Below are 22,415 nucleotides of genomic sequence, written 5' to 3'. Positions count from 1 at the left end.
GGCGACACCGGCGGAACCCGTGCGACGGCCGGAGCGGTCTTCCCGGCGGAAGCGTGTCAGCCGCCCCGAGGAGCCACCCGATGCCGAGCACCATCCCCGCCGAGACCCGCACCGCCCCGGCGAGCGGCAGACCACCGTCACCGCAGGGGGGCCACGCACCGCGGCTCGACATCCAGGGGCTGCGCGCGGTGGCCGTCGGACTGGTGGTGCTCTCCCACGCGGGCGTGACCCAGGTGAGCGGCGGCTACATCGGGGTCGACGTCTTCTTCGTGATCTCCGGCTTCCTCATCACCTCGCTGCTGCTCCGCGAACTCACCACCACCGGGCGGGTGTCGGTGCGTTCCTTCTACGCCCGCCGGGTACTGCGGCTGCTCCCCGCCTCGTCCCTGGTCATCGCCGCCACACTGGCCGGGGCGTGGCTGTTCCTCTCCAAGGCCCGGCTCGCCGAGTACGCGGGCGACGCTCTCGCCAGTGCGCTGTACGCGGTCAACTTCCGGCTGGCCGCGGCCGGTACGGACTACCTCGCCCGGAACAGCCCGCCGTCGCCGTTCCAGCACTTCTGGTCCCTCGCCGTGGAGGAGCAGTTCTACCTGGTGTGGCCGCTGCTCCTGCTGCTCGCCTGGCGGGTCGCCCGCGGCCGGCGCCGCCCTGTCGCGATGCTGCTGGGAGCACTCTTCCTGGGGTCGTTCGCGGCGGGTCTCCTCATGACGAACGCCTCGGCACCCTGGGCGTACTTCGGCTCCCTCACCCGGGCCTGGGAACTGGGCGCCGGCGCCCTCCTGGCGCTGGGCACCGGCCGGCTGGCACGGCTGCCCGCCGCACTCGCGGCCCCGCTGACGTGGCTCGGTCTTGCCTGCGTCACGCTGGCAGCGGTCCGGTACGACGACGGGACGCCCTTCCCCGGCTACCACGCCCTCCTGCCGGTCGCCGGTACGGTGCTCGTCCTGGCCGGCGGCTGCGCGCCCGCCCCGCACGGCGCCGGGTGGCTGCTCGGGCGGCGCCCGCTGGTGTGGCTCGGTGGACTCTCGTACGGCTGGTACCTGTGGCACTGGCCGCTGCTGGTCATAGCCCCGGCGGCGCTGGGCCGCGCGGACGGGACAGCCGGCGTGCCCCTCGCGCTCGGGCTGTGCGCGGCGGCGCTGGGCCTGGCGTGGCTCACCCTGCGCCTCGTCGAGAACCCGGTCCGCTTCCACCGGGCCTTCCGCAGACGCCCCCGCCGTGCCCTGGTCCTCGGAGCGGCGCTGACGGCCGGAGCCTGGGCGCTGTCCCTGACGGCGGCGGCGGTCCCGCCGACGATCGAGGTGGGCGGCCCCGCCCCCGCCCTGGCGCAGGCCCTCTCGGCGGACCCGGACCCCGAGGCCCGGCTCACCGGACTGCTCGCATCGGCCCCCACCGCCCTGCCGGGCAACCTCGCCCCGTCCCTGCCGGAGGTGAAGTCCTCCCGCTCCGCGGTCTACCGGGACGGCTGCCACGTCGACCGCGCCGCCACCGGCACCCGGCCCTGCGTCTACGGCGACCCGGCCTCGTCCCGTACGGTCGTCCTCTTCGGCGACTCCCACGCGGCCCAGTGGTTCCCCGCCCTGCAACGGCTCGCGACCACACGCGGCTGGAAGCTCGTCCCGCTGACGAAGGCCTCCTGCAAGGTCGCCGACCTGACCACCGTGTACGACCACAAGCCGTACACCGCCTGCGACACCTGGCGCTCCGACGCCGTGGCGAGGATCAGGGCCCTGCGCCCCGATCTGGTCGTCGCCTCCTCCTCGGACGCCGGAGACCCGGTGCGCCCCGCCGCCGACCCCCTCCGCCAGTGGACCACCGGCTTCGAGAGCACCTTCCGCGACCTGAGGGCCTCCGGCACCCGGGTCGCCGCCCTGCTGGACACCCCGTGGCCCAAGGGTGACCCGGTCGACTGCGCCGCCAGGAACTCCCTCCAGCTGCACGCCTGCGCGAACCACCTGCCGGACGCCATCCATGACGCGACGCGCGGGAGAGCCGTCCGAGCCGCCGCGTCCGCGACGGACACCACGGTCATCGACCCCACCCCCTGGGTCTGCGCGCCCCGCACCGGCTTCTGCCCCGTGGTCGTCGGCGACACCGCCGTCCACCGCGACGACAGCCACCTCTCCGAGGCGTACGCCGCGGCGCTCGCCCCGGTCCTGGCGCCGACGCTGGACCGCCTCGTGGACGCGCCCTGAACCGGCCCGGTGCCGCCCGCCGCGCGGACCCGGTCGTCCTCAGCCGTCCTGCCGCAGGGCGTTGATGAGCAGCAGCGCGATGTCGTCGTTGCCGGGCGTGGCCCGCTTGGCGTACCGCACGAGCGTGTCGGCGACGGACTCCATGTCCTGGTCCAGGGCCAGGGCGAGGTGCGCGGCCAGCTCCGCGGTGGCGTCGTCGAAGTCCACACCCGGCGCCTCCACGAGCCCGTCGGTGTACAGGGCGAGCGCCGCACCGGGACGCAGCGGGATCTCGGTCGTGGGGTAGCGGGACGCCGGGTCGATGCCCAGCAGGAGACCGGGCGGCAGGTCGAGTACCTCGGTCTGTCCGTCGGGCTGGCGCAACAGCGGTCCGGGATGGCCCGCGGTGGCCAGCCGGGCTCGGTGCCCGGCCAGGTCGAGGTGCACGTAGAGACAGCTGGTGAACAGGCCGGGATCGAGGTCGGTCAGCAGACGGTTGGTGCGGGCGAGGACCTCGTCGGGCGGCGCACCGGCGGAGGCGTGCACGGCGGTCCGCACCTGCCCCATGAGCGCGGCGGCGTTCTCGTTGTGCCCCTGTACGTCGCCGATGGCCGCGGCGGCAGCCGTGTCGTCCAGCCGGATCAGGTCGTAGAAGTCCCCGCCGATGCCCATGCCGCGGGTCGACGGGAGATAGCGGGCCGCGACGTCGAGGCCCGCGATCCGGGGGAGGGTGTGGGGCAGGAGGTGGGCCTGCAGACTGTGCGACAGACGGTCCTTGATGTCGTAGAGGCGCGCCCGGTCCAGCGCCTGGGCGAGCAGCCCGGCGATCGAGGTGAGCAGGGCGCGTTCCTCGGGCTCGAAGGGATGGGGCCGGTCGTAGGCGAGGACCAGGGAGCCGATCGGACGTCCGGAAACGATCAGCGGGAGGAAGGCGCAGGCTGCCACGGCGTCGCGGAGGTCCGCCGACGGATAGGCGCGGTGCAGCTCGGTGAAGGTGGGATAGAAGTCGGGGACGCCTTTCATCAGCACGTGCGCCGCGGGTGTGGGCGAGCTCAGGGGCGCACCGTCGAAGCGGTCCATGAGGGCGGGGCATCTGCCCAGGCGGCCCTCGACCCGCAGCCGCCCCTCCGCCGACGTCATGATGATCAGGGTCTGGATCCGGAAGGCGGGCATCACCTGTTCGCCGGCCAGCTCGATCACGTCCTGGGTGCCCACCGCCTCGGTGAGCGTCGCCGCCAGGTGCATCAGGTGGTACAGGGCGGTGGCCCTGCTGGGCACGGCCGCCGGGAGCGGCAGAGTCGGGGGCGGGACCTCCGTGGGGCCGGGCTCGGAGGCGGGCACGATCCGGACGCTGATCCCGGTGGCGTCCGGGAACAGGTGGAATTCCAGCCACTGGTCCGGCGGCCGCAGCACGGTGAAGCTCGTGTGCTGCCGGCTGATGACGGCCGCCCGGTAGTGATCCTCGACGGCGGGGTCGTGCAGCCAGGGGAGCGACACCCAGGGCAGTGCGCCGCACACGTCGTCCGCCCGGGCTCCCAGCAGCGACGCGGCGGCGTCGTTGAGGTAGGTGACGGTCCCGTCGAGCGCCAGCGAGCAGCTTCCGCCGGGCAGCCGCTGGGTGAATTCCGCCGTGGCCGCAGCCTCGGCCGGATCGGGGACGGGAGGCTGGGGTGCGGGGAGCACCCGGGGCTGGATTCCCGGAAGGACCGGGACGCCCTCGGCCTCGGCCTGTCGCAGGAGCGTGCCGATGCCGTTGCAGCCTCTGTCGACGGCCGCACGTTCGACGGGCGACAGCTGCGGGGGGTGCGACCCCGGCCACAGCAGTACCAGCCCGCCTCGCGTGACGGCGCCGGCACGGATGGGGGCGGCGCCCAGCGCGAACTGGTACGGCAGGACGAGCGCGGCACGCGGATAGCGGTGCGCCAGCTCCTCCTGGCTGCCGAGCCATACCAGGCAGCCCAGCCGCACGGCGTCCGCCACCGGCATAGGCGCGGACAGCGGCACCCGGGTCCACGGGGTCGCCAGCTGCCCCGGCACCCCGGCGAGCACGGCCAGATGCAGCGTGCTGCCGTTCTCGGGCAGCAGGTAGAGCATCGCCACCGACGCACCGGTCTCGTGCACCAGGTGGTCCACGGCGCCGTCCAGCAGCCCCGTGCCCGAACCTGTGGCGGCGACGGAAGCGGCATGGTCCTGCACGCCTTCCAGCGTCCCCCCTGGCACCCGGGGACGCACCCGCTGAGGACCTGGGCACGCGCGAGGGCCCGGATGCTCCCTGGCATCCGGGCCCTCGTCGATCCGCGTTCCGCTTGGTTACGGGAGCTGCGCCGCCCGTGCCTCGCGCCGGTTGTCACGGAAGGTGTTCACCCGCCGCGCCGTGGCGAAGAGCGGGATCACCGCCCCCAGGACGACCTGCAGCGCACAGCCGGTCTGGAGGAGCAGCTGGCCGCCGGGGGCGTCGAACGCCCACGCGGCGAGAAGCCCCATCGCGGCCACGATCCAGCTGAGCATCGCCACCGCGAGGACCCCTCGCGGCTTCGGGTACTCGACCCGGCTGACCATCAGCCACGCCACTCCGACGATCGCGAGCAGCGTCGGCACGAAGGGCAGCTCCAGCAGCACGATCGAGACGACCGTGAGCGCTCCGAAGGGGCTCGGCATGCCCTGGAACATGCCGTCCTTCAAGGTCACGCACGAGAACCGCGCAAGCCGGAGCACCACCGCCAGCAGCACCACGATCGCCGCGAGCGCCGACACCCGCTGGTGTGCGTCGTCCGCGACCATTCCGTACACCAGTACGAAATACGCGGGTGCGAGGCCGAAGCTGATGAGGTCGGAGAGGTTGTCCAGCTCCGCACCCATCGGGGAGGAGCGCAGCTTGCGCGCCACGAGCCCGTCGAACAGGTCGAACACGGCTGCCATGAGCATCAGGATCACCGCGGTCGCCGCGGAGTGCCTGGCCATGCCCGACTCGTCGCTGCCCGTGAGGTGCGGGATGAGGATTCCCGTGGTGGTGAAGTACACCGCCATGAAGCCGCACGTGGCGTTACCGAGGGTGAGCGTGTCCGCTATCGACAGCCTCATCGAGAGCGGCATGTCCTCGGCGTCGTCCTGCTCCTCCGCCTCGGGCACCCAGCCCGCCTGGGTATCAGGATCAATCACGGTCAATTCGAGTCACCCCCGCGGTCGTGGCCTGGCCGACCTCGACCGCGACGTCGACACCTTCCGGAAGGTAGATGTCCACGCGCGAGCCGAAGCGGATCAGACCGATGCGTTCGCCCTGCTCCACCTTCGTGCCCTGCGGGATGTAGGGGACGATGCGACGGGCGACCGCTCCCGCGATCTGCACCATCTCGATGTCGCCGAGCTCGGTGTCGAAGTGCCAGACAACGCGCTCGTTGTTCTCGCTCTCCTTGTTGAACGCCGGGACGAACCCACCCGGGATGTGCTCCACCGAGGTCACGGTGCCGGCCAGGGGGGCTCGGTTGACGTGAACATTCAGCGGGCTCATGAAGATCGCGACGCGGGTGCGCCCGTCCTTCCACGGCATGATGCTCTGCACCACGCCGTCGGCCGGCGAGATGACGCGGCCCTGGGTGATCTCGCGCTCGGGGTCGCGGAAGAACCACAGCATGCCCGCCGCGAGCGCGGTGGTGGGCACGGCCACGGCCGCCCAGCGCCCGGACCTGCGGGACCGGGCGAGGCTGAGGGCCGCGGTGGCGACGGTCGGGAGGAGCCACGGCGATGCTCCGCGCGCAAGGCGGACCCCGCCGCGGGATGCAGAGGTTTGGCTGTCGGGCATGGATGACCTTCGTAGCGGATGATGCCGCGCTGGCAACGGGGGGACGGCGGCTTTCCGGCGATGCTATCGGGTGCGAGCGGCAACTGGGCAAGCCAGCAGCCGAGTCGGACAGCTGAAAGGCTCCCGACGGGGGTGACCGGGTGTGATGTTCTTCGCCACCAAATCACCTCGTAAGGGACATATCAGCCCTGGAACCGGTACTCCTCGAGCAGCCGGCGACCGATGATCATTTTCTGGATCTCGGCGGTACCTTCACCGATCAGCAGCATCGGGGCCTCGCGGTAGAGGCGCTCGATCTCGTACTCCTTGGAGAAGCCGTAGCCGCCGTGGATACGGAAGGCGTCCTCGACGACTTCCTTGCAGTACTCGGAGGCGAGGTACTTCGCCATCCCTGCCTCCAGGTCGTTCCGCTCCCCGGAGTCCTTTTTGCGTGCCGCGTTCACCATCATCGCATGCGCTGCTTCGACCTTGGTGGCCATTTCGGCCAGTTTGAACTGGATCGCCTGGTGCTGAGCGATCGGCTTTCCGAAGGTCTGGCGCTGCTGGGCGTACAAAACACCCAGTTCGAACGCACGTTGTGCGACGCCACAGCCACGCGCGGCGACATTCACCCGCCCGACCTCGACACCGTCCATCATTTGGTAAAAACCTCGGCCGGTCGTGCCGCCCAGCACACGATTGGCCGGAATGCGTAGTCCGTCCATGATGAGCTCGGTCGTGTCGACGCCCTTGTAGCCCATCTTGTCGATCTTCCCCGGGATCGTGAGACCGGGACGGACCTCGCCGAAGCCCGCCTCCTTCTCCACCAGGAAAGTGGTCATCGACCTGTGCGGGGCGGTGCCCTCGGGGTGTCCTTCGTCACTCCTGCAGAGGACGGCGACCAGCGTGGACGTCCCGCCGTTCGTCAGCCACATCTTCTGACCGTTCAGGACGTACTCGTCACCCTCCTTCACGCCCTTCGACGAGATCGCGGAGACATCGGAGCCGAGCGCCGGCTCGGACATCGAGAACGCCCCCCGCACCTCGCCCAGCGCCATCCGCGGCAGGAAGGTGTCCTTCTGCTCCTGCGTCCCGTGCTGCTTGAGCATGTAGGCCACGATGAAATGCGTGTTGATGATGCCCGACACGCTCATCCAGCCCCGGGCGATCTCCTCGACGCACAGCGCGTACGTGAGGAGCGACTCGCCCAGACCGCCGTACTCCTCCGGAATCATCAGCCCGAACAGGCCGAGTTCCTTGAGCCCTTCGACGATGTCCGTCGGATATTCGTCGCGGTGCTCCAGTTGGGTCGCGACAGGAATGATCTCCTTGTCGACGAAATTCCGGACCGTGGAGAGAATCTCCTGCTGGACATCCGTCAGACCGGCGGTCTGTGCGAGTCGGCTCATGGCTACTTCTCCACGTTCTTGCTCGTCGGCTGATCGGTCTGCGGGCGGCCCGGCTGCTCGCCGCCGCGCTCCTCGATGTACGTCGCGGTGGGGACCATCACCTTGCGGCGGAACACGCAGACCAGCGTGCCGTCCTGCTTGTAACCCCTCGTTTCCACATGAACGATGCCGCGGTCGCTCTTGGACCTCGACGGCGTCTTGTCGAGCACGGTCGTCTCGCCGTAGACCGTGTCGCCGTGGAAGGTCGGGGCCACGTGCTTCAGTGACTCCACCTCCAGATTGGCGATCGCCTTTCCGGAGACGTCCGGCACCGACATCCCGAGCAGCAGCGAGTAGATGTAGTTGCCTACGACAACGTTCTTTCCGAAATCCGTCGTCTTCTCGGCGTAGTTGCTGTCCATGTGCAGCGGGTGGTGATTCATGGTCAGCAGACAGAAGAGGTGGTCGTCGTATTCCGTGACCGTCTTTCCGGGCCAGTGCTTGTAGACGGCACCGACCTCGAACTCCTCATAGGTGCGTCCGAACTGCATGATCAGGCCTCCGGAGCTTCGAACTTGGAGGTGCGCTGCATACCTGCGGCGCGGCCCTTGCCCGCGATGACCAGGGCCATCTTGCGGCTGGCCTCGTCGATCATCTCGTCGCCGAGCATCGCCGAACCCTTCTTGCCGCCCTCCTCCGAGGTGCACCAGTCGTAGGCGTCGAGGATGAGCTCGGCGTGGTCGTAGTCCTCCTGCGAGGGCGAGAACACCTCGTTCGCCGCGTCGACCTGACCGGGGTGCAGCACCCACTTGCCGTCGAAGCCCAGCGCCGCCGCACGGCCCGCGACCTCGCGGTAGGCGTCCACGTCACGGATCTGCAGGAACGGCCCGTCGATCGCCTGGAGGTCGTGCGTACGGGCCGCCATCAGGATGCGCATCAGGATGTAGTGGTAGGCGTCCGCCGGGTAGCCGGGCGGCTGCTGGCCCACGACCAGGGTCTTCATGTTGATCGAGGCCATGAAGTCGGCCGGACCGAAGATCAGGGTCTCCAGCCGGGGCGAGGCGGCGGCGATGTCGTCGATGTTCACCAGGCCCTTGGCGTTCTCGATCTGCGCCTCGATGCCGATCCGGCCGGCCTCGAAGCCCATCGTCTTCTCGATCTGGGTCAGCAGCAGGTCCAGCGCCACGACCTGCTGGGCGTCCTGGACCTTCGGCAGCATGATGCAGTCGAGGTTGGGCCCCGCGCCCTCGACGACCGTGATGACGTCGCGGTACGTCCAGTGGGTCGTCCAGTCGTTGACCCGCACGACCCGGGTCTTGCCGGTCCAGTCGCCGTTGTTGAGGGCGTCGACGATGTGGTGCCTGGCGCCCTCCTTGGCCAGCGGCGCGCAGGCGTCCTCCAGGTCCAGGAAGACCTGGTCGGCCGGCAGGCCCTGAGCCTTCTCCAGGAACCGCGGGTTGGAGCCGGGGACCGCCAGGCAGGAACGGCGCGGGCGCAGGCGGTTCACAGGGGCGGTGGGCGTGGTCATGCGGGGACCTCCAGAGGGTCGAGCTTGTTCGCTTTCCGGATCTCGTCGACGATACGGCCGATGATCTCGGTGATGCCGAAGTCCTTCGGGGTGAAGACGGCGGCGACGCCGGCCTCGATGAGGGCGTGCGCGTCGGCCGGGGGGATGATGCCGCCGGCGATCACCGGGATGTCGGGCGCACCGGCCTCGCGCAGCCGGTTCAGTACGTCCGGCACCAGTTCGGCGTGCGAGCCGGAAAGGACGGACAGACCGACGCAGTGCACGTCCTCGGCCAGCGCGGCGTCGGTGATCTGCTCGGGCGTCAGCCTGATGCCCTGGTAGACCACCTCGAAGCCCGCGTCCCTGGCGCGTACGGCGATCTGCTCGGCGCCGTTGGAGTGCCCGTCGAGGCCGGGTTTGCCGACCAGCAGCCGCAGCCGCCCGACACCCAGGTCCCCGGCGGTGCGGGTGACCTTCTCCCGGACCAGCGCGAGCGGCGTCCCCGCCTCAGCGGCGACGGCCACCGGCGCCGAAGCGACACCCGTCGGCGCCCGGAACTCGCCGAACACATCGCGCAGCGCCCAGGCCCACTCACCCGTGGTGACGCCTGCCCGTGCGCACTCGACGGTCGCCTCCATCATGTTCGCGGTGCCCGCCGCGGCCTTCTTCAGGGCCGTCAGCGCCTCGGTGGCACGGGACTCGTCGCGGTTGTCGCGCCACTCGTGGAGGGCCGCGACGACCCGGGCCTCGTTCTCGGGGTCCACCGTCATGATCGCGGCGTCGAGGTCCGCGGTGAGCGGGTTGGGTTCGGTCGTCTCGTGGATGTTGACGCCGACGATCTTCTCCTCGCCGCCCTCGATCCGGGCACGCCGCGCGGCGTGCGAGGAGACGAGCTCCGACTTGAGATAGCCGGACTCCACGGCGGCCATCGCGCCGCCCATCTGCTGGATACGGTCGATCTCGGCCAGTGACTCGGTGACCAGTTCGTCGACCTTGGCCTCGATGACATGCGAACCGGCGAAGATGTCCTCGTACTCCAGCAGGTCGCTCTCGTGCGCGAGTACCTGCTGGATGCGGAGCGACCACTGCTGGTCCCAGGGGCGCGGCAGCCCGAGTGCCTCGTTCCAGGCCGGCAGCTGCACCGCGCGGGCGCGGGCGTCCTTGGAGAGGGTGACGGCCAGCATCTCCAGCACGATGCGCTGGACGTTGTTCTCCGGCTGAGCCTCGGTGAGCCCCAGGGAGTTGACCTGCACGCCGTAGCGGAACCTGCGCTGCTTGGGGTTCGCGATGCCGTACCGCTCGCGCGTCACCCGGTCCCAGATGCGGCCGAAGGCGCGCATCTTGCACATCTCCTCGATGAAGCGGACCCCGGCGTTCACGAAGAAGGAGATGCGGGCGACGACGTCACCGAACTTCTCCTCCGGCACCTGGCCGGAGTCGCGAACGGCATCGAGGACCGCGATGGCCGTCGACATGGCGTACGCGATCTCCTGGACCGGAGTGGCCCCCGCCTCCTGCAGGTGGTAGCTGCAGATGTTGATCGGGTTCCACTTCGGGATGCGGCTGACCGTGTACGTGATCATGTCGGTCGTCAGCCGCAGCGACGGGACCGGCGGGAAGACGTGCGTCCCCCGCGACAGGTACTCCTTCACGATGTCGTTCTGCGTCGTGCCCTGGAGCTTGTCCGGGTCCGCGCCCTGCTCCTCCGCGACCACCTGGTAGAGCGCCAGCAGCCACATCGCGGTGGCGTTGATCGTCATCGAGGTGTTCATCTGCTCCAGGGGGATGTCCTGGAACAGCCGCCGCATGTCACCGAGGTGCGAGACGGGCACGCCGACCCGGCCCACCTCGCCGCGGGCGAGGACGTGGTCGGGGTCGTAGCCGGTCTGCGTGGGCAGATCGAAGGCGACCGAGAGACCCGTCTGGCCCTTGGCGAGGTTGCGGCGGTAGAGCTCGTTGGACGCCTCGGCGGTCGAGTGACCGGCGTACGTCCGCATGAGCCACGGCCGGTCCTTCTGACGTTCGGTCATGGCAGACCTCAGACGTTGCGGAAGCGGTTGATGGCGTCGATGTGCTGCTCACGCAGCTCGGTGTCACGCACGCCCAGGCCCTCACGGGGTGCCAGCGCGAGCACGCCGACCTTGCCCTGGTGCAGGTTGCGGTGCACGTCGTACGCGGCCTGGCCGGTGTCCTCCAGGGAGTAGACCTTGGAGAGCGTCGGGTGGATCTTGCCCTTCGCGATCAGCCGGTTCGCCTCCCACGCCTCGCGGTAGTTGGCGAAGTGCGAGCCGATGATCCGCTTCAGCGACATCCACAGGTAGCGGTTGTCGTACTCGTGCATGTAGCCCGAGGTGGAGGCGCAGGTGGTGATCGTGCCGCCCTTGCGGGTGACGTAGACCGAGGCGCCGAAGGTCTCGCGGCCCGGGTGCTCGAAGACGATGTCGATGTCCTCGCCGCCGGTGAACTCGCGGATCCGCTTGCCGAAGCGCTTCCACTCCTTGGGGTCCTGGGTGTGCTCGTCCTTCCAGAACCTGTACCCCTCGGCGTTGCGGTCGATGACCGCCTCCGCGCCCATGGACCGGCAGATCGCGGCCTTCTCGGGGCTGGAGACGACGCAGATCGGGTTCGCGCCGCCGGCCAGCGCGAACTGCGTGGCGTAGGAGCCGAGTCCGCCGCTGGCGCCCCAGATCAGCACGTTGTCGCCCTGCTTCATGCCGGCGCCGTTGCGGGAGACGAGCTGGCGGTACGCGGTCGAGTTGACCAGGCCCGGGGAGGCGGCCTCCTCCCAGCTGAGGTGCTCGGGCTTCGGCATCAGCTGGGTGGACTTGACGAGTGCGATCTCCGCCAGGCCGCCGAAGTTGGTCTCGAAGCCCCAGATGCGCTGCTCCGGGTCGAGCATCGTGTCGTTGTGGCCGTCGGAGGACTCCAGCTCCACCGAGAGACAGTGCGCGACGACCTCGTCGCCCGGGGTCCAGGCGTTGACGCCGGGCCCGGTGCGCAGGACCACGCCCGCCAGGTCGGAGCCGATGACGTGGTACGGGAGATCGTGGCGCTTGCTGAGGTCGCTGAGCTTGCCGTACCGCTCCAGGAAGCCGAAGGTCGAGACGGGCTCGAAGATCGACGTCCACACGGAGTTGTAGTTGACCGAGCTGGCCATGACCGCCACCAGAGCCTCGCCCGGCCCGAGCTCGGGAACCGGCACGTCCTCGACGTGGAGGGACTTGCGGGGGTCCTTGTCGCGGCTGGCGACGCCGGCGAACATCTCGGCCTCGTCCTTGTGCACGGTCACCGCGCGGTACGACTCGGGGATGGACAGGGCCGCGAAGTCCGCGGCCGTACCGTCCTGCGACTGGATCGCGTCCAGGATTTCCTTCACGGTGATGCCTCCGGCAGATCGGGTCTCCGGCGTCGAGGGAAACGCTCGGAGGCCCCTGTGGTCAGGGGAGCGGTGCGGTGTGGAGGTGTGCCGTCGGTTCGGCGGGGTGGTGCTCTGTGCCTGCTCGGTGGAGCAGAAGGGGTTGCCTGTGACGCAGGCGTCCGGGCGCGCGGACACATGGTCTGCGGGGACAGCCGGCGTACGGGAGATCTCTGCCCGCCGGCCGCCCGGACACCTTCAACGTATGGCACTGCGTGACAGGTGACAAGGCACCCAGTGCCAACAATTTCTCTCAGTTGTCATCGCGTAGGCACGCATGAGCAACATCATGGTTGGTATGTCGCTTTGCTCCGCCTTTTGTGGCGACTACGGCGCGGTGCGGTACACGTACGGCGTCGTCGTGCTCAGGGCCGTGAAGCCGAGCCGCCGCAGGATCGGGGCGGACCGGTCCGTCGCGTCGACCTGGAGGAAGCGGTAGCCGAGTCCGGAGGCGATGCGGGCCCGATGGGCGATCAGGGCGCGATAGATCCCCCTGCCCCGCCATCCGGCCGCCGTGCCGCCGCCCCAGAGCCCGGCGAAGCCGGTGCCGGGGTGCAACTCCATCCGGGCCGAGCTCACCGGTTCGTCGCCGGCCATGGCGACCACCGCGACGAACGTGTCCGGCGGGGCGTCGGCGAGGCGGGCCAGGGTCTGATGGCGCAGCCGCGATCCGTCGGTGCCGAAGGCCAGCTCATGGGCCCGGACCATCAGCTCCACCCCCGCGGCGTCGGTCACGTTCCGCAGCCGGACCCCCTCCGGGAGGTCCACCGCCCCGGCCTGGTCCGCGACCGGTGCCACCAGCAGCGTCTCCGGCGGCTCCGGCTCGAACCCGGCCGCGGCGAGGAGGGTGCCCAGCCCGGCCGGGCCGTCGTGCGCGTACAGCTTCCACTCGAACTCGCCGACGCCTTGGGCGGTGTAGTGCCCCACCTGCGCCGCGATCTCCGACTCGGCGCGGGCGGGGGAGAGGTCCGGCGCGGTCCACACGACGCCGTTCCAGTCGTCCGGGCCACCGGTCTGCCGTACGACGTCACCGACCCGCTCGACGCGCGTGCCGGGGCCGTCCGGGCGGGCGTGCTCGCGCATCTCGTGGTCGAAGAGGGCCAGCATCTCATCAGGTTCCATGCGGGCATCCGAGCACTCGAGCACCGGTCCGGCCACCGAGTTTTCTTCCGACGGTGCGTCAACCGGCGGCCGCGGGGCACACGTAAGTGATCTTGATGTGACGGCGACGGACAAGGGGTGGGGTACGCGATGGGTATACAGGCGCGCAGAACGGCCCGGCGGGGCCGCAGGCCCGGGTTCGACCTCAGGCGGACGGCGTTCGGCTTCGCGTTCCTCGCGCTCCTGGTCTGCGCCGCCGGACTCGCGCTCCGCGCGGCCCTCAGGAGCGCCGAGCGGCACCCGGTGGTCGCCGTGGTCTCGGCCGTCGCCCTGGTGGCAGCGGTCGTGGTGCTCCTGCGCCTGCGCCGCAGCCGCCGGGCGGCCGCCAGGACCGCCGCGGCAGCCGTCGAGACCGCCTACGAGGTCGTGGACGCGGCCCTGGAGGAGCCGCCGGAGGCCGACGCCGCGGAGGCGCCCCCCGAGCCGGTGCGGACGGTCGACTACGAGGCCATGGACCCGTACGACTTCGAGGAGGCCGTGGCCGCGCTCTGCAGGCGCGACGGCTGCCTGGACGCCGAGGTGGTCGGAGGCGCCGGAGACCTCGGCGCCGACGTGGTGGGCACCACGCCGGACGGCCGCCGCCTGGTCGTGCAGTGCAAGAGGTACACGAGCGACAACAAGGTCGGCTCGCAGGATCTCCAGCGCTTCGGCGGAACCTGTTACGCGGTGCACGGCGCCGAGGCGGCCGTCGTCGTCACCACCGGCGAATTCACCGATCCGGCCCTCGAGTACGCCGAGCGGTGCGGCATCGTCTGTGTCGGTCTCGACGGGCTCACCGCGTGGAGCGAGGGCGCCGCCCCGCCGTGGTACGCGAGCGCGTCCGTGCAGCCCGCCGAGGGGTGAACCCCGCCGGGGCCCGGATCAGTGCTCCTTCAGCGCCTGCTGGATCGTGCGCATGATCTCGTCGAGCGGCGCGTCGGTACGGGCCACGGTGACCAGCACCTCGCCCTCCCTGGACACCGAAGCCGCAGGGGCCTTCGTGGTCTCGCCCACGGTCCGCCCCGCTCCGATCCCCGTGCCGAAGGTGTCCCGCACGATCGCGAACGCGTGGTCGAGCTGGGACTCCACGTCGCCCTGCCCGTCCGCCCGCAGCCAGCGGCGCAGCACATGGTTGTGCGCGGTCACCACGGCGGACGCGGCGACCTCGGCGAGCAGCGGGTCGTCATTGCCCACCTGATGGTCACGCTCGTCGAAATGGCCCAGCAGATAGCGCGTGAACAGCCGCTCGTAGCGGGCCACCGAGGCGATCTCGGCCTCGCGGAGCGTGGGCACCTCACGGGTCAGCTTGTAGCGCGCCACGGAGACCGCCGGCTTCGCCGCGTACATCTTCATGACCTCCTTGATGCCGCGGCACACGGTGTCGAGCGGGTGCTCGTGCGCGGGAGCGGCGTTGAGGACGGCCTCGGCCCTGACGAGGGTGTCGTCGTGGTCGGGGAAGATGGCCTCTTCCTTGGAGCGGAAGTGACGGAAGAACGTACGCCGTGCGACCCCGGCGGCCCCCGCGATCTCGTCGACCGTCGTCGCCTCGTACCCCTTGGTGGCGAACAGTTCCATGGCCGCCGCCGCCAGTTCGCGGCGCATCTTGAGTCGCTGGGCGGCGGCCCGGGTGCTCGCGGCACTCTCAGGGGCGTCCGCGGAGGCGGAGGAACGAGGGGACTTGGCGGGTTGGGACATGAGGTGAACGTAACCCATCGGCGCAGGGGAGTGCGCCTGTGGGGGCGGGTCGCCCGAGGGCCCCAGCAACCCGCCCCACCCGGCTCCCCGCTCGGCGGGGCCGGCAGCGGGCTCCGCGGCGTCGCGGGGCTGGGGCACGCGCCTCGCGGCGTTGTCGTCAATCACCATGGCTCCGCCATGCCTCAATCCTCCGCCTTGCGATGCACGCACCCCAGCCCCGCTCCTTCGTCCGCGCTGCCCGCTGACGGCCCCGCTCAGCGGCGGGCATATTCGCGGAAGCCGCGCCCCGTCTTACGGCCGAGGCAGCCGGCGGCCACCAGATGCTCGAGCAGCGGCGCCGGGGCGAGGCCCGGATCGCGGAACTCGCCGTGCAGAACCTTCTCGATGGCCAGTGAGACGTCCAGGCCGACGACGTCCAGGAGCTCGAAGGGGCCCATGGGGTAGCCGCCCCCCAGTTTCATCGCCGCGTCGATGTCGTCGAGCGTCGCGTAGTGCTCCTCGACCATCTTGATCGCGTTGTTGAGGTAGGGGAACAGCAGAGCGTTCACGATGAAGCCCGCCCGGTCACCGCAGTCGACCGGGTGCTTGCGCACCTTCGCGCAGACCTCGCGGACCGTGGCGTGCACGTCGTCGGCGGTCAGTACGGTGCGGACCACCTCGACCAGCTTCATCGCGGGTGCCGGGTTGAAGAAGTGCATCCCGATGACGTCCTCGGGGCGCGAGGTCACCCGGGCGACCGCCACGACCGGCAGCGACGAGGTGGTCGTCGCGAGCACCGCACCCGGCTTGCAGACCTTGTCCAGGGTCTGGAAGAGCTCCCGCTTGATCTCCAGGTCCTCGGCGACCGCCTCGACCGCGAGATCGACATCGGCGAAGGAGTCCAGGGAGCCCGTCGGGGTGATCCGGGCGAGGGCCTCGTCCCGCGCCTCCTCCGTGAGCCTGCCCTTGGAGACGGAGCGGCCCAGGGACTTGGCGATCCGCGCCTTGGCCGTGTCCGCCTTCTCCTGGCTGCGGGCGGCGAGGACCACGGTGTACCCGGCCTTCGCGAAGACCTCCGCGATGCCCGAGGCCATCGTCCCCGAGCCCGCCACCCCCACCGAGGAGACCGCGCGCCCGGTGCCCGCGCCCGCGCTCCCCACCGGTGTCAGGGCGTCCGGCACCACGGTCTGGCCGCCCGGGGCGTCGTACGTGTAGAAGCCGCGGCCCGCCTTGCGGCCGGTCAGACCGGCCTCGCTGAGCTGCCCGAGCACCGGCGCCGGCGCGTGCAGCCGGTCGTGGGACGCGGAGTACATGGCCTCCAGCACCGTGCGGGCCGTGTCGATCCCGATCAGGTCGAGCAGCGCCAGCGGACCCATCGGCAGCCCGCAGCCCAGCTTCATCGCGGCGTCGATGTCCTCGCGGGAGGCGTAGTTGGCCTCGTACATCGCCGCGGCCTGGTTGAGGTAGCCGAACAGCAGACCGTCCGCGACGAAGCCGGGGCGGTCGCCGACGGCGACGGGTTCCTTGCCCAGCTCACGGGCGAGCCGGGTGACGCTCTCCACGGCGGGCGGGGCGGTCAGCACGGAGGAGACCACCTCGACGAGCTTCATCGCGGGCGCCGGGTTGAAGAAGTGCAGGCCGAGAACACGCTCGGGGTGCTGCGACTCGGCGGCCAGCCGGGTCACGGACAGGGCGTTCGTGCCCGTCGCGAGGATCGCGGTGGGGGAGACCACCGCGTCCAGCTCCCGGAAGACCTGCTGCTTGAGCTCGTACGTCTCCGGCACGACCTCGATGACCAGTTCCGCTTCCGCCGCGGCCTGCAGATCGGAGAACGTACGGAACCGGGCGAGGATGTCGCGCCGCTCCTGCTCCGTGATCCGCTCGCGGCGCACGGCGCGCTCGGTGGAGGCCTCCAGGGTGGCGACGGCCTGCCGGGCGGCGGCCTCGTCGGTGTCGATGCCGATGACCTCGCGGCCCGCACGGGCCAGGACCTCGGCGATGCCGGTGCCCATGGTGCCGAGACCGACGACGGCAATGGTGGTGAGCGGGGTGTCCATCACGGGACTCCAGGGTGAGTGACGACTGAGAGGAGCACGGCGGCGCGCAGGGTCGGCATCGACCGGCGCTCGGTGTGCGGGAACTGCGTGTCGTGGTGCACGGTCCCGGGCGCTCCGGGCGCACCGGGGTGAAGGGTGACGGGCTCTGTCCCGGAGCCACGTCTCACGAACTGCCGAACCGACAAGCACTCCGGGTGGCTGCGTCACCAGGCCATCGGAGCCGGCGGGTGTGTGTCCCGCTCACCTGAGCTTAACCGGCGGGTAACGAGCGCGCCAGCCCTGGCGGGCTGTGCGCCGGCACACAGTTCTCCTGCCGCCGGACGCTGCGCCCGACGCCCTTGTAGACAGTGTCTACGCAGCTTTGGTAGACAGTGCTCATGTCACAGCCGACGGCAGACCGGAACGCCACCTTGCGGGACAGGTTGGTGGCCACCGGAGTCCGACTCGTCGCGGACCGGGGCGTCCAGGCGCTCACTCTGCGGGAGATCGCCCGGGCCGCCGATGTCTCGCACGGAGCCCCACGCCGCCATTTTCCGACTCATGCGTCACTCCTCGCCGCGATCGCCCACGAAGGGTTCGTCGATCTGGCGGGCAGGGCAGCCGCCGCACGGGCGGCACAGGAGGAACCGCGCGCTCAGGTCGCCGCATTGTGCCGGGTCTACCTGGACTTCGCCCGGACCGAGCTCGGGATGTTCGAGCTGATGTTCCGTCACGATCTGCTGGAGAACGGGCGTCCGGGGCTGCGGGAGACGAGTCTTCCCCTCTTCGGCCTGTTCGTGGACTGCGTCGCCCGGGCCCCCTCGCGGCCCTCGGGTGCCTCCGCCCCCCTGGTGGCGAGCGCGCTGTGGGCGAACCTGCACGGCATCGCGCAGCTCTGGGGCTGGGGGAGCCTCCAGCTCGCGACCGGCACCGAGGACGTCGAACCGCTGCTGCGCTCCGTACTCGACGCCCACCTCGGCCCGGAGGTGCGGTGACGGCCACCCGCCGACGGGTCACCCTGGCGGCGAGCGTCCTCGGGGCAGCGATCGTCGCCCTGGACGGGACCGTGCTGACCGTCGTGCAGCCGACCCTGCAGAAGGACCTCCACGCCACGGTCGAACAGGTCCAGTGGACCAGCACCGCCTATCTGATCGCGGTGGCCGGCCTGCTCGTGCTCTCGGGCCGGATCGGCGACCGTTTCGGACACCGGCGGGTGTTCGCCGTCGGCATGCTGGGCTTCGGCGCGGCCTCCGCCGGCATCGGTCTGGCGACCGGGATCGGCTGGGTGATCGCCCTACGCGTCGCCCAGGGCGTCTTCGGGGCGCTCCTGCAGCCGGCCACCCTCGGGATGCTGCGTGCGGCCTTCCCGCCCGACCGGCTCGGCATGCCCCTCGCCCTGCGCACCGCCGCCATCGGCGTGGCTGCGGCCGCCGGCCCTCTGGCGGGCGGGGCGCTGGCCGCCGGGCACGGCTGGCGGGCGGTCTTCTTCCTCAACGTGGCACCGGCGACGGCCGGGGGACTGGCCGTCCTCGCCGTACGCGACACCGGCCCGCGGGCCGCGTCCCGCGAGGCGGGCGCATGGGCCGCGCCCCGCGAGGCGCGCACGGTGGCCGCGCTCGACCTGCCCGGTGCGCTGCTGCTGGCCGGCGCCCTGGCCTGCGGGGTGCTGGCGCTCACCGAGGGACCATGGGGCGGAGGGGCGGAGGGGCGGTGCGCGCCGCCGCCGCAGTGGCGGCCCTCGCCGCCGGATGGGCCTTCGTACGGCATGAGCGCCGTGCCGGGCACCCGCTGGTGCCGTTCGGCGTGTTCGGGAGGGCAGAGGTCCTCTCGGGGCTCGCCGTCCTGGGCCTCGCGTCGGGCGCGCTCTCCGCGACCCTGTTCGCGGGCATCTACCACCTTCAGGACATCCGCGGACTCGACCCCTTCGAGAGCGCCCTGGCGGCGCTGCCCGGCCCGGCCGCGATGGCCTTGGCCGCTCCCTTCTCCGTAAAGGTGGCACGCCGGTACGGCACGCGCGGCACCGTGACGGTCGCGCTGACGCTGTTCGCCCTCGGCGACCTGGTCCTCTCCCGGACCGGCGCCGGATCGTCGACGGTGGCGACGGGCGTGGGCTTCCTGCTGGTCGGCTCCGGCTTCGGCGCGGTCATGGTCACGGCGACGGACGTCGTCGTGCGGCACGTCCCGAAGGAACACGCAGGGGTCGCCGGAGGTCTCCAGCAGACGGCGATGAACGTCGGCCCGGCACTGGGTGTGGCGGCGGCGACCGCGCTGCTCGTCTCCGCTGCACCCGGCGGGAGTGTCGGCGGGATCGCGCCGGTGCCGCTGCCGGCGACGGACCTCACCCTGACGGTGCTGGCGGCCGTGACAGCCGCGGGGCTGCTGCTGGTGGGAGGGCTGCCCGGGAAGGAACGTCCGGCCCGCACGTTCCGTGTCCGGTCGTAGACTGACGGTCATGGACGAGGAGTTGCGCTCGCTGACCCACCGGCTGCGGGACGAGGCGGGCGGATCCGCCGCCTTCGACAGACTCCTCGCCACCGAGGACGACGAGGAGCTGGCCAGGGTCCTCGTGGAACGTGAACGCCCGCTGTGGGCCCGCGAGATCGCGGCGTTCCGGCTCGGCTGCCGGGGCGACCGCCGGGCCTTCGAGGCACTGGTCCTCCTTCTCAACCACCGCGATCCCGAGCGCTGCGTATCAGCCGCGCACGCGCTGCGACTCCTCGGCGACCCCCGGACGCCGAGAGCGGCCGCCGCGCTCGCCACCAACAGCCTCCGGACGGGCTACGCCCTGCACCCGGTCCGCCTGCTGACCGACCTGCGCGCACCCGAGTCGGTGCCGGCCCTGGTCAGCACCCTGCACCGCCTGCTGGCCCCCGACGAGCCGCACTGGCGCGTCGCCCTCGCGTGCGTCGAGGGGCTGGGGACCCTGGGGGACGGCCGGGCCCGCCCGGTCCTGGAGGCCGCACTGCCGCACCCCCGGCTCGGCGACGCGGCGGCGGAGGCGCTCAGACGTCTGCGGGCGGGGTGAGGCTGCGCACGTACCTGACCTCGGGCACCAGGGCGCCCCCGGTGTCTGAGGCCACCTCCGCGCCGTCCGGCCGGAACCCCGCGCGCTCGTAGAAGCGCCGGGCCCGCGTGTTCTCCTTCAGCACCCAGAGGGACATCCCGGCGAATCCGTCCGCACGGGCCCGTGCGGTCACCTCGGCCAGCAGCGCGCGCCCCGTGCCCGTGCCGATGCGGTCCGGGTGGACGTAGAGCGCGTACAGCTCCCCGCTCCCGGGCAGGGCGCTCTCGGTGCGGCAGGGGCCGTAGCAGGCCCAGCCCGTCACCGTGGCGTCCGGTGCGCCCGCCACCAGGTTCACCGGCCCGCCGTCCGCCATGAGGAGCGCGCGCCGGTGCTCGGCGTCCTGGCCGGCGTCCATCGCGTCCAGATACGGCTGCGGGATGAGCCCGGCGTACGCCCACCGCCAGCCGCGCACCCGGATCTCCGCCACGGCGGAGCAGTCGTCGAGGGTCATGTCGCGTACACGCACGCCGGGGGCGTACGCGGGATCGGGGCGTGTGGTCACGCGGTCCATCCTGGCGTACGCCCCCGGCGTGGGGCCCGGGGTTTTTCTCGGCCGCGGATCAGCCCGGATCAGCCGCGGAAGCCGAGCAGGCCGTGCAGCGCCTTGCCCTTCGGGTTGGCGCCGGCCTTCGTGGCAGGAGCGGGCTTCGGTTCCGGCAGGGCGTCGCAGACCGCGTCCGCGCCGCTGCCGCCGCCGGTCGGCAGGGTGCCGTCGGTGAGGTAGTCCACCAGGTGCGCGTCCAGGCAGTCGTTGCCGCTCAGGGTGATGCCGTGGTTGCCGCCGCCCTGCTCGACGACGAGGCTCGACCTTTTGAGCCTGCGGCTCATGGTGACGCCGCCCTCGTAGGGCGTGGCCGCGTCGTCGGTCGCCTGGAGGATCAGCGCGGGCGGAATCGCGTCGTTGGTCACCCGCACGGGCTCCAGCGGCTCCACCGGCCAGGTGGCGCACGGGGCGTTGTACCAGGTGTTGTTCCACGACATGAAGGGCGCCTTCCGGTGCGCCTGCCACGTGTCGTTGCGCCAGGTGCTCCAGGTACGGGGCCAGGCGGCGTCGCGGCACTGCACGGCGGCATAGACGGAGTAGCCGTTGTCGCCGTTCCTGTCGACGGCCGCGAAGTCCTCGTACGCGGTGGCGAGAGCCTCCTGGTCCTTGTCGTTGACGTACGCCGCGAACGCCTCGGCGAGGCGCGGCCAGTAGCCGTTGTAGTAACCGCCGGGCATGAAGGTGTCCTCCAGCTCACCCGGCCCGACCTTCCCGGCCGCCGGGTGCTTCTTCACCGCGTCGCGCATCCGGTACCACGCGGCCTCGACCGCCGCCGGGTCCTTGCCGAGCTCGTACGTGGCGTCGTTCTTCGCCACCCATGCGGCGAAGGCCTTGTGGCGGGCGTCGAACGCGTGGTCCTGGCCGAGGTTGTCCTCGTACCAGACGCCGTCCGGGTCGACGACCGAGTCCAGCACCAGACGGCGTACGCGCTCGGGGAACAGCTTGGCGTAGACCGCGCCCAGGTAGGTGCCGTAGGAGTATCCGAAGTAGTTGATCCGCGGTGCGGCGAGCGCCCGGCGGATGACGTCGAGGTCCTTCGCGGCGCTGACGGTGTCCATGTACGGCAGGAGGTCGCCGTGCTTCTCCCCGCAGGCGGCGGCGAAGGAGGCGGCCCGGTTGCGCGCGGTCTTCTCCGCCGCGTACGAGTCCGGCACCGAGTCGGGGCGTACGGGCTCGAAGTACTTCGGTACGCAGTCCAGCGCGGGGGTGCTCTTCCCCACCCCGCGCGGGTCGAACCCGATCACGTCGTACTGCGCGGCGAGTTTCGCGGGCAGCGAGGACGCGACGAATCCCGCCATGGAGAGCCCGCTGCCGCCCGGACCGCCGGGGTTGACCAGCAGGGGGCCCTGCGAGGTCCTCGCCGTGTGCGGGATCCGGGAGAGGGCGAGGGTGACCTGCCTGCCCGACGGGTTGTCATGGTCGAGCGGCGCGCGCACGGTTGCGCATTGCAGCGCCGGATACGTCTTCGTCCCGCATGCCTTCCACTTGAGCGGCGCGGCGGGCGCGGCGGACGGCGCGGACGCGGTCGACGGCGCGGCGGTCACCAGACCCGCGACCGTGGCGCCGACGGCGACCAGAATTCCTGCACGTTTCGTCATAGGGCCTCCCGTGGTCGGGGAACGCGGCTGTGGGTGGCACAGCCCCCGCCGCATGCTTCCCGGATCCGGTCGGGGCAGGACACGTGTCGCCGAGAGT

At 71.3% G+C, this 22,415-nt stretch carries 19 protein-coding genes; 6 read left to right on the top strand and 13 right to left on the bottom strand.

The features are described 5' to 3' along the window. The first annotated feature begins 80 nt into the window (after positions 1-80). The gene (locus AB0P41_RS05340) at positions 81-2,195 is read left to right on the top strand and encodes an acyltransferase family protein (protein ID WP_365930222.1); all 2,115 of its coding nucleotides are present in this window, start codon (positions 81-83) and stop codon (positions 2,193-2,195) included. Between the two features lie 39 nt (positions 2,196-2,234). Here AB0P41_RS05340 and AB0P41_RS05335 read toward each other — a convergent pair whose 3' ends face one another. The 9 genes from AB0P41_RS05335 to AB0P41_RS05295 form a co-directional block, all read right to left on the bottom strand. Next, positions 2,235-4,370 (bottom strand): SpoIIE family protein phosphatase, encoded by a 2,136-nt coding sequence (locus AB0P41_RS05335; protein WP_365930220.1) that lies wholly within the window; start codon positions 4,368-4,370, stop codon positions 2,235-2,237. A 114-nt stretch (positions 4,371-4,484) separates the two neighbouring features. Then, on the bottom strand, positions 4,485-5,303 hold the full coding sequence (pssA, locus tag AB0P41_RS05330; RefSeq protein WP_325749121.1) for a CDP-diacylglycerol--serine O-phosphatidyltransferase: 819 nt from the start codon (positions 5,301-5,303) through the stop codon (positions 4,485-4,487). A 22-nt stretch (positions 5,304-5,325) separates the two neighbouring features. Continuing rightward, positions 5,326-5,973 (bottom strand): phosphatidylserine decarboxylase, encoded by a 648-nt coding sequence (locus AB0P41_RS05325; protein ID WP_356716449.1) that lies wholly within the window; start codon positions 5,971-5,973, stop codon positions 5,326-5,328. Positions 5,974-6,155: 182 nt separating this feature from the next. Continuing rightward, positions 6,156-7,361 carry an acyl-CoA dehydrogenase family protein gene (locus tag AB0P41_RS05320; RefSeq protein ID WP_365930218.1) on the bottom strand — a complete coding sequence of 402 codons (1,206 nt, stop codon included), beginning with the start codon at positions 7,359-7,361 and terminating at the stop codon, positions 6,156-6,158. Positions 7,362-7,363: 2 nt separating this feature from the next. Beyond that, positions 7,364-7,891: a MaoC family dehydratase gene (locus AB0P41_RS05315; protein ID WP_365930217.1), complete on the bottom strand. Its 528-nt coding sequence runs from the start codon at positions 7,889-7,891 to the stop codon at positions 7,364-7,366. Between the two features lie 2 nt (positions 7,892-7,893). Next, positions 7,894-8,868, bottom strand: coding sequence for a CoA ester lyase (locus tag AB0P41_RS05310; RefSeq protein WP_356716455.1), 975 nt, complete (start codon positions 8,866-8,868; stop codon positions 7,894-7,896). After that, on the bottom strand, positions 8,865-10,877 hold the full coding sequence (locus AB0P41_RS05305) for a protein meaA (RefSeq protein WP_356716457.1): 2,013 nt from the start codon (positions 10,875-10,877) through the stop codon (positions 8,865-8,867). The genes AB0P41_RS05310 and AB0P41_RS05305 overlap by 4 nt, the downstream gene beginning before the upstream one ends. 8 nt (positions 10,878-10,885) lie before the next feature. Continuing rightward, positions 10,886-12,223 carry a crotonyl-CoA carboxylase/reductase gene (gene ccrA / locus AB0P41_RS05300; RefSeq protein ID WP_365930215.1) on the bottom strand — a complete coding sequence of 446 codons (1,338 nt, stop codon included), beginning with the start codon at positions 12,221-12,223 and terminating at the stop codon, positions 10,886-10,888. A 366-nt stretch (positions 12,224-12,589) separates the two neighbouring features. After that, positions 12,590-13,384, bottom strand: a complete 795-nt coding sequence (locus AB0P41_RS05295) for a GNAT family N-acetyltransferase (protein ID WP_356716461.1) — start codon at positions 13,382-13,384, stop codon at positions 12,590-12,592. A gap of 129 nt (positions 13,385-13,513) precedes the next feature. On the opposite strand from AB0P41_RS05295, the gene AB0P41_RS05290 reads away from it, so the two are divergent. Continuing rightward, on the top strand, positions 13,514-14,266 hold the full coding sequence (locus AB0P41_RS05290; protein WP_356716462.1) for a restriction endonuclease: 753 nt from the start codon (positions 13,514-13,516) through the stop codon (positions 14,264-14,266). Between the two features lie 18 nt (positions 14,267-14,284). Here AB0P41_RS05290 and AB0P41_RS05285 read toward each other — a convergent pair whose 3' ends face one another. Both AB0P41_RS05285 and AB0P41_RS05280 read right to left on the bottom strand, forming a co-directional pair. Continuing rightward, entirely contained in the window at positions 14,285-15,097 is an 813-nt protein-coding gene (locus AB0P41_RS05285) for a TetR family transcriptional regulator (protein ID WP_365930212.1), read from the bottom strand. A 254-nt stretch (positions 15,098-15,351) separates the two neighbouring features. After that, entirely contained in the window at positions 15,352-17,133 is a 1,782-nt protein-coding gene (locus AB0P41_RS05280; protein ID WP_365930210.1) for a 3-hydroxybutyryl-CoA dehydrogenase, read from the bottom strand. A gap of 377 nt (positions 17,134-17,510) precedes the next feature. Here AB0P41_RS05280 and AB0P41_RS05275 point away from each other — a divergent pair, with 377 nt between their 5' ends. From AB0P41_RS05275 to AB0P41_RS05260, 4 genes are read left to right on the top strand one after another with little or no spacing between them, the layout of a single operon-like run. Further along, a complete protein-coding gene (locus AB0P41_RS05275) occupies positions 17,511-18,107 on the top strand; it encodes a TetR/AcrR family transcriptional regulator (protein WP_356716468.1) in 597 nt (198 codons plus the stop codon). Further along, complete coding sequence (locus tag AB0P41_RS05270) at positions 18,104-19,102, top strand: MFS transporter (protein WP_365930209.1); 999 nt, start codon at positions 18,104-18,106, stop codon at positions 19,100-19,102. Before AB0P41_RS05275 ends, AB0P41_RS05270 begins: the two co-directional genes overlap by 4 nt. Next, positions 18,988-19,554, top strand: a complete 567-nt coding sequence (locus AB0P41_RS05265; protein ID WP_365930737.1) for an MFS transporter — start codon at positions 18,988-18,990, stop codon at positions 19,552-19,554. The genes AB0P41_RS05270 and AB0P41_RS05265 overlap by 115 nt, the downstream gene beginning before the upstream one ends. Before the next feature lie 10 nt (positions 19,555-19,564). Beyond that, positions 19,565-20,137, top strand: a complete 573-nt coding sequence (locus tag AB0P41_RS05260; protein WP_365930207.1) for an adenylosuccinate lyase — start codon at positions 19,565-19,567, stop codon at positions 20,135-20,137. On the opposite strand, the gene AB0P41_RS05255 is transcribed toward AB0P41_RS05260, so the two are convergent. Both AB0P41_RS05255 and AB0P41_RS05250 read right to left on the bottom strand, forming a co-directional pair. Next, positions 20,115-20,687, bottom strand: coding sequence for a GNAT family N-acetyltransferase (locus AB0P41_RS05255; protein ID WP_365930205.1), 573 nt, complete (start codon positions 20,685-20,687; stop codon positions 20,115-20,117). The genes AB0P41_RS05260 and AB0P41_RS05255 overlap by 23 nt on opposite strands. Before the next feature lie 59 nt (positions 20,688-20,746). Continuing rightward, complete coding sequence (locus AB0P41_RS05250; protein ID WP_365930204.1) at positions 20,747-22,318, bottom strand: alpha/beta hydrolase; 1,572 nt, start codon at positions 22,316-22,318, stop codon at positions 20,747-20,749. Between the last annotated feature and the right edge of the window lie 97 nt (positions 22,319-22,415).

The sequence above is a fragment of the Streptomyces sp. NPDC079167 genome (assembly GCF_040686735.1).
Lineage (GTDB): Bacteria > Actinomycetota > Actinomycetes > Streptomycetales > Streptomycetaceae > Streptomyces.
Note: the sequence above shows the minus strand (reverse complement) of the source record. Positions and strands in the feature narration are given on the sequence as shown.

Bases quoted from the DNA above. Each gene is read 5' to 3' on its own strand.
- AB0P41_RS05250 (WP_365930204.1), bottom strand. From the start codon at position 22,318: ATGACGAAACGTGCAGGAATTCTGGTCGCCGTCGGCGCCACGGTCGCG.
- AB0P41_RS05255 (WP_365930205.1), bottom strand. From the start codon at position 20,687: ATGGACCGCGTGACCACACGCCCCGATCCCGCGTACGCCCCCGGCGTG.
- AB0P41_RS05285 (WP_365930212.1), bottom strand. From the start codon at position 15,097: ATGTCCCAACCCGCCAAGTCCCCTCGTTCCTCCGCCTCCGCGGACGCC.
- AB0P41_RS05310 (WP_356716455.1), bottom strand. From the start codon at position 8,868: ATGACCACGCCCACCGCCCCTGTGAACCGCCTGCGCCCGCGCCGTTCC.
- AB0P41_RS05340 (WP_365930222.1), top strand. From the start codon at position 81: ATGCCGAGCACCATCCCCGCCGAGACCCGCACCGCCCCGGCGAGCGGC.
- AB0P41_RS05325 (WP_356716449.1), bottom strand. From the start codon at position 5,973: ATGCCCGACAGCCAAACCTCTGCATCCCGCGGCGGGGTCCGCCTTGCG.
- AB0P41_RS05320 (WP_365930218.1), bottom strand. From the start codon at position 7,361: ATGAGCCGACTCGCACAGACCGCCGGTCTGACGGATGTCCAGCAGGAG.
- AB0P41_RS05315 (WP_365930217.1), bottom strand. From the start codon at position 7,891: ATGCAGTTCGGACGCACCTATGAGGAGTTCGAGGTCGGTGCCGTCTAC.
- AB0P41_RS05275 (WP_356716468.1), top strand. From the start codon at position 17,511: ATGTCACAGCCGACGGCAGACCGGAACGCCACCTTGCGGGACAGGTTG.
- AB0P41_RS05290 (WP_356716462.1), top strand. From the start codon at position 13,514: ATGGGTATACAGGCGCGCAGAACGGCCCGGCGGGGCCGCAGGCCCGGG.
- AB0P41_RS05295 (WP_356716461.1), bottom strand. From the start codon at position 13,384: ATGGAACCTGATGAGATGCTGGCCCTCTTCGACCACGAGATGCGCGAG.
- AB0P41_RS05305 (WP_356716457.1), bottom strand. From the start codon at position 10,877: ATGACCGAACGTCAGAAGGACCGGCCGTGGCTCATGCGGACGTACGCC.
- AB0P41_RS05260 (WP_365930207.1), top strand. From the start codon at position 19,565: ATGGACGAGGAGTTGCGCTCGCTGACCCACCGGCTGCGGGACGAGGCG.
- AB0P41_RS05280 (WP_365930210.1), bottom strand. From the start codon at position 17,133: ATGGACACCCCGCTCACCACCATTGCCGTCGTCGGTCTCGGCACCATG.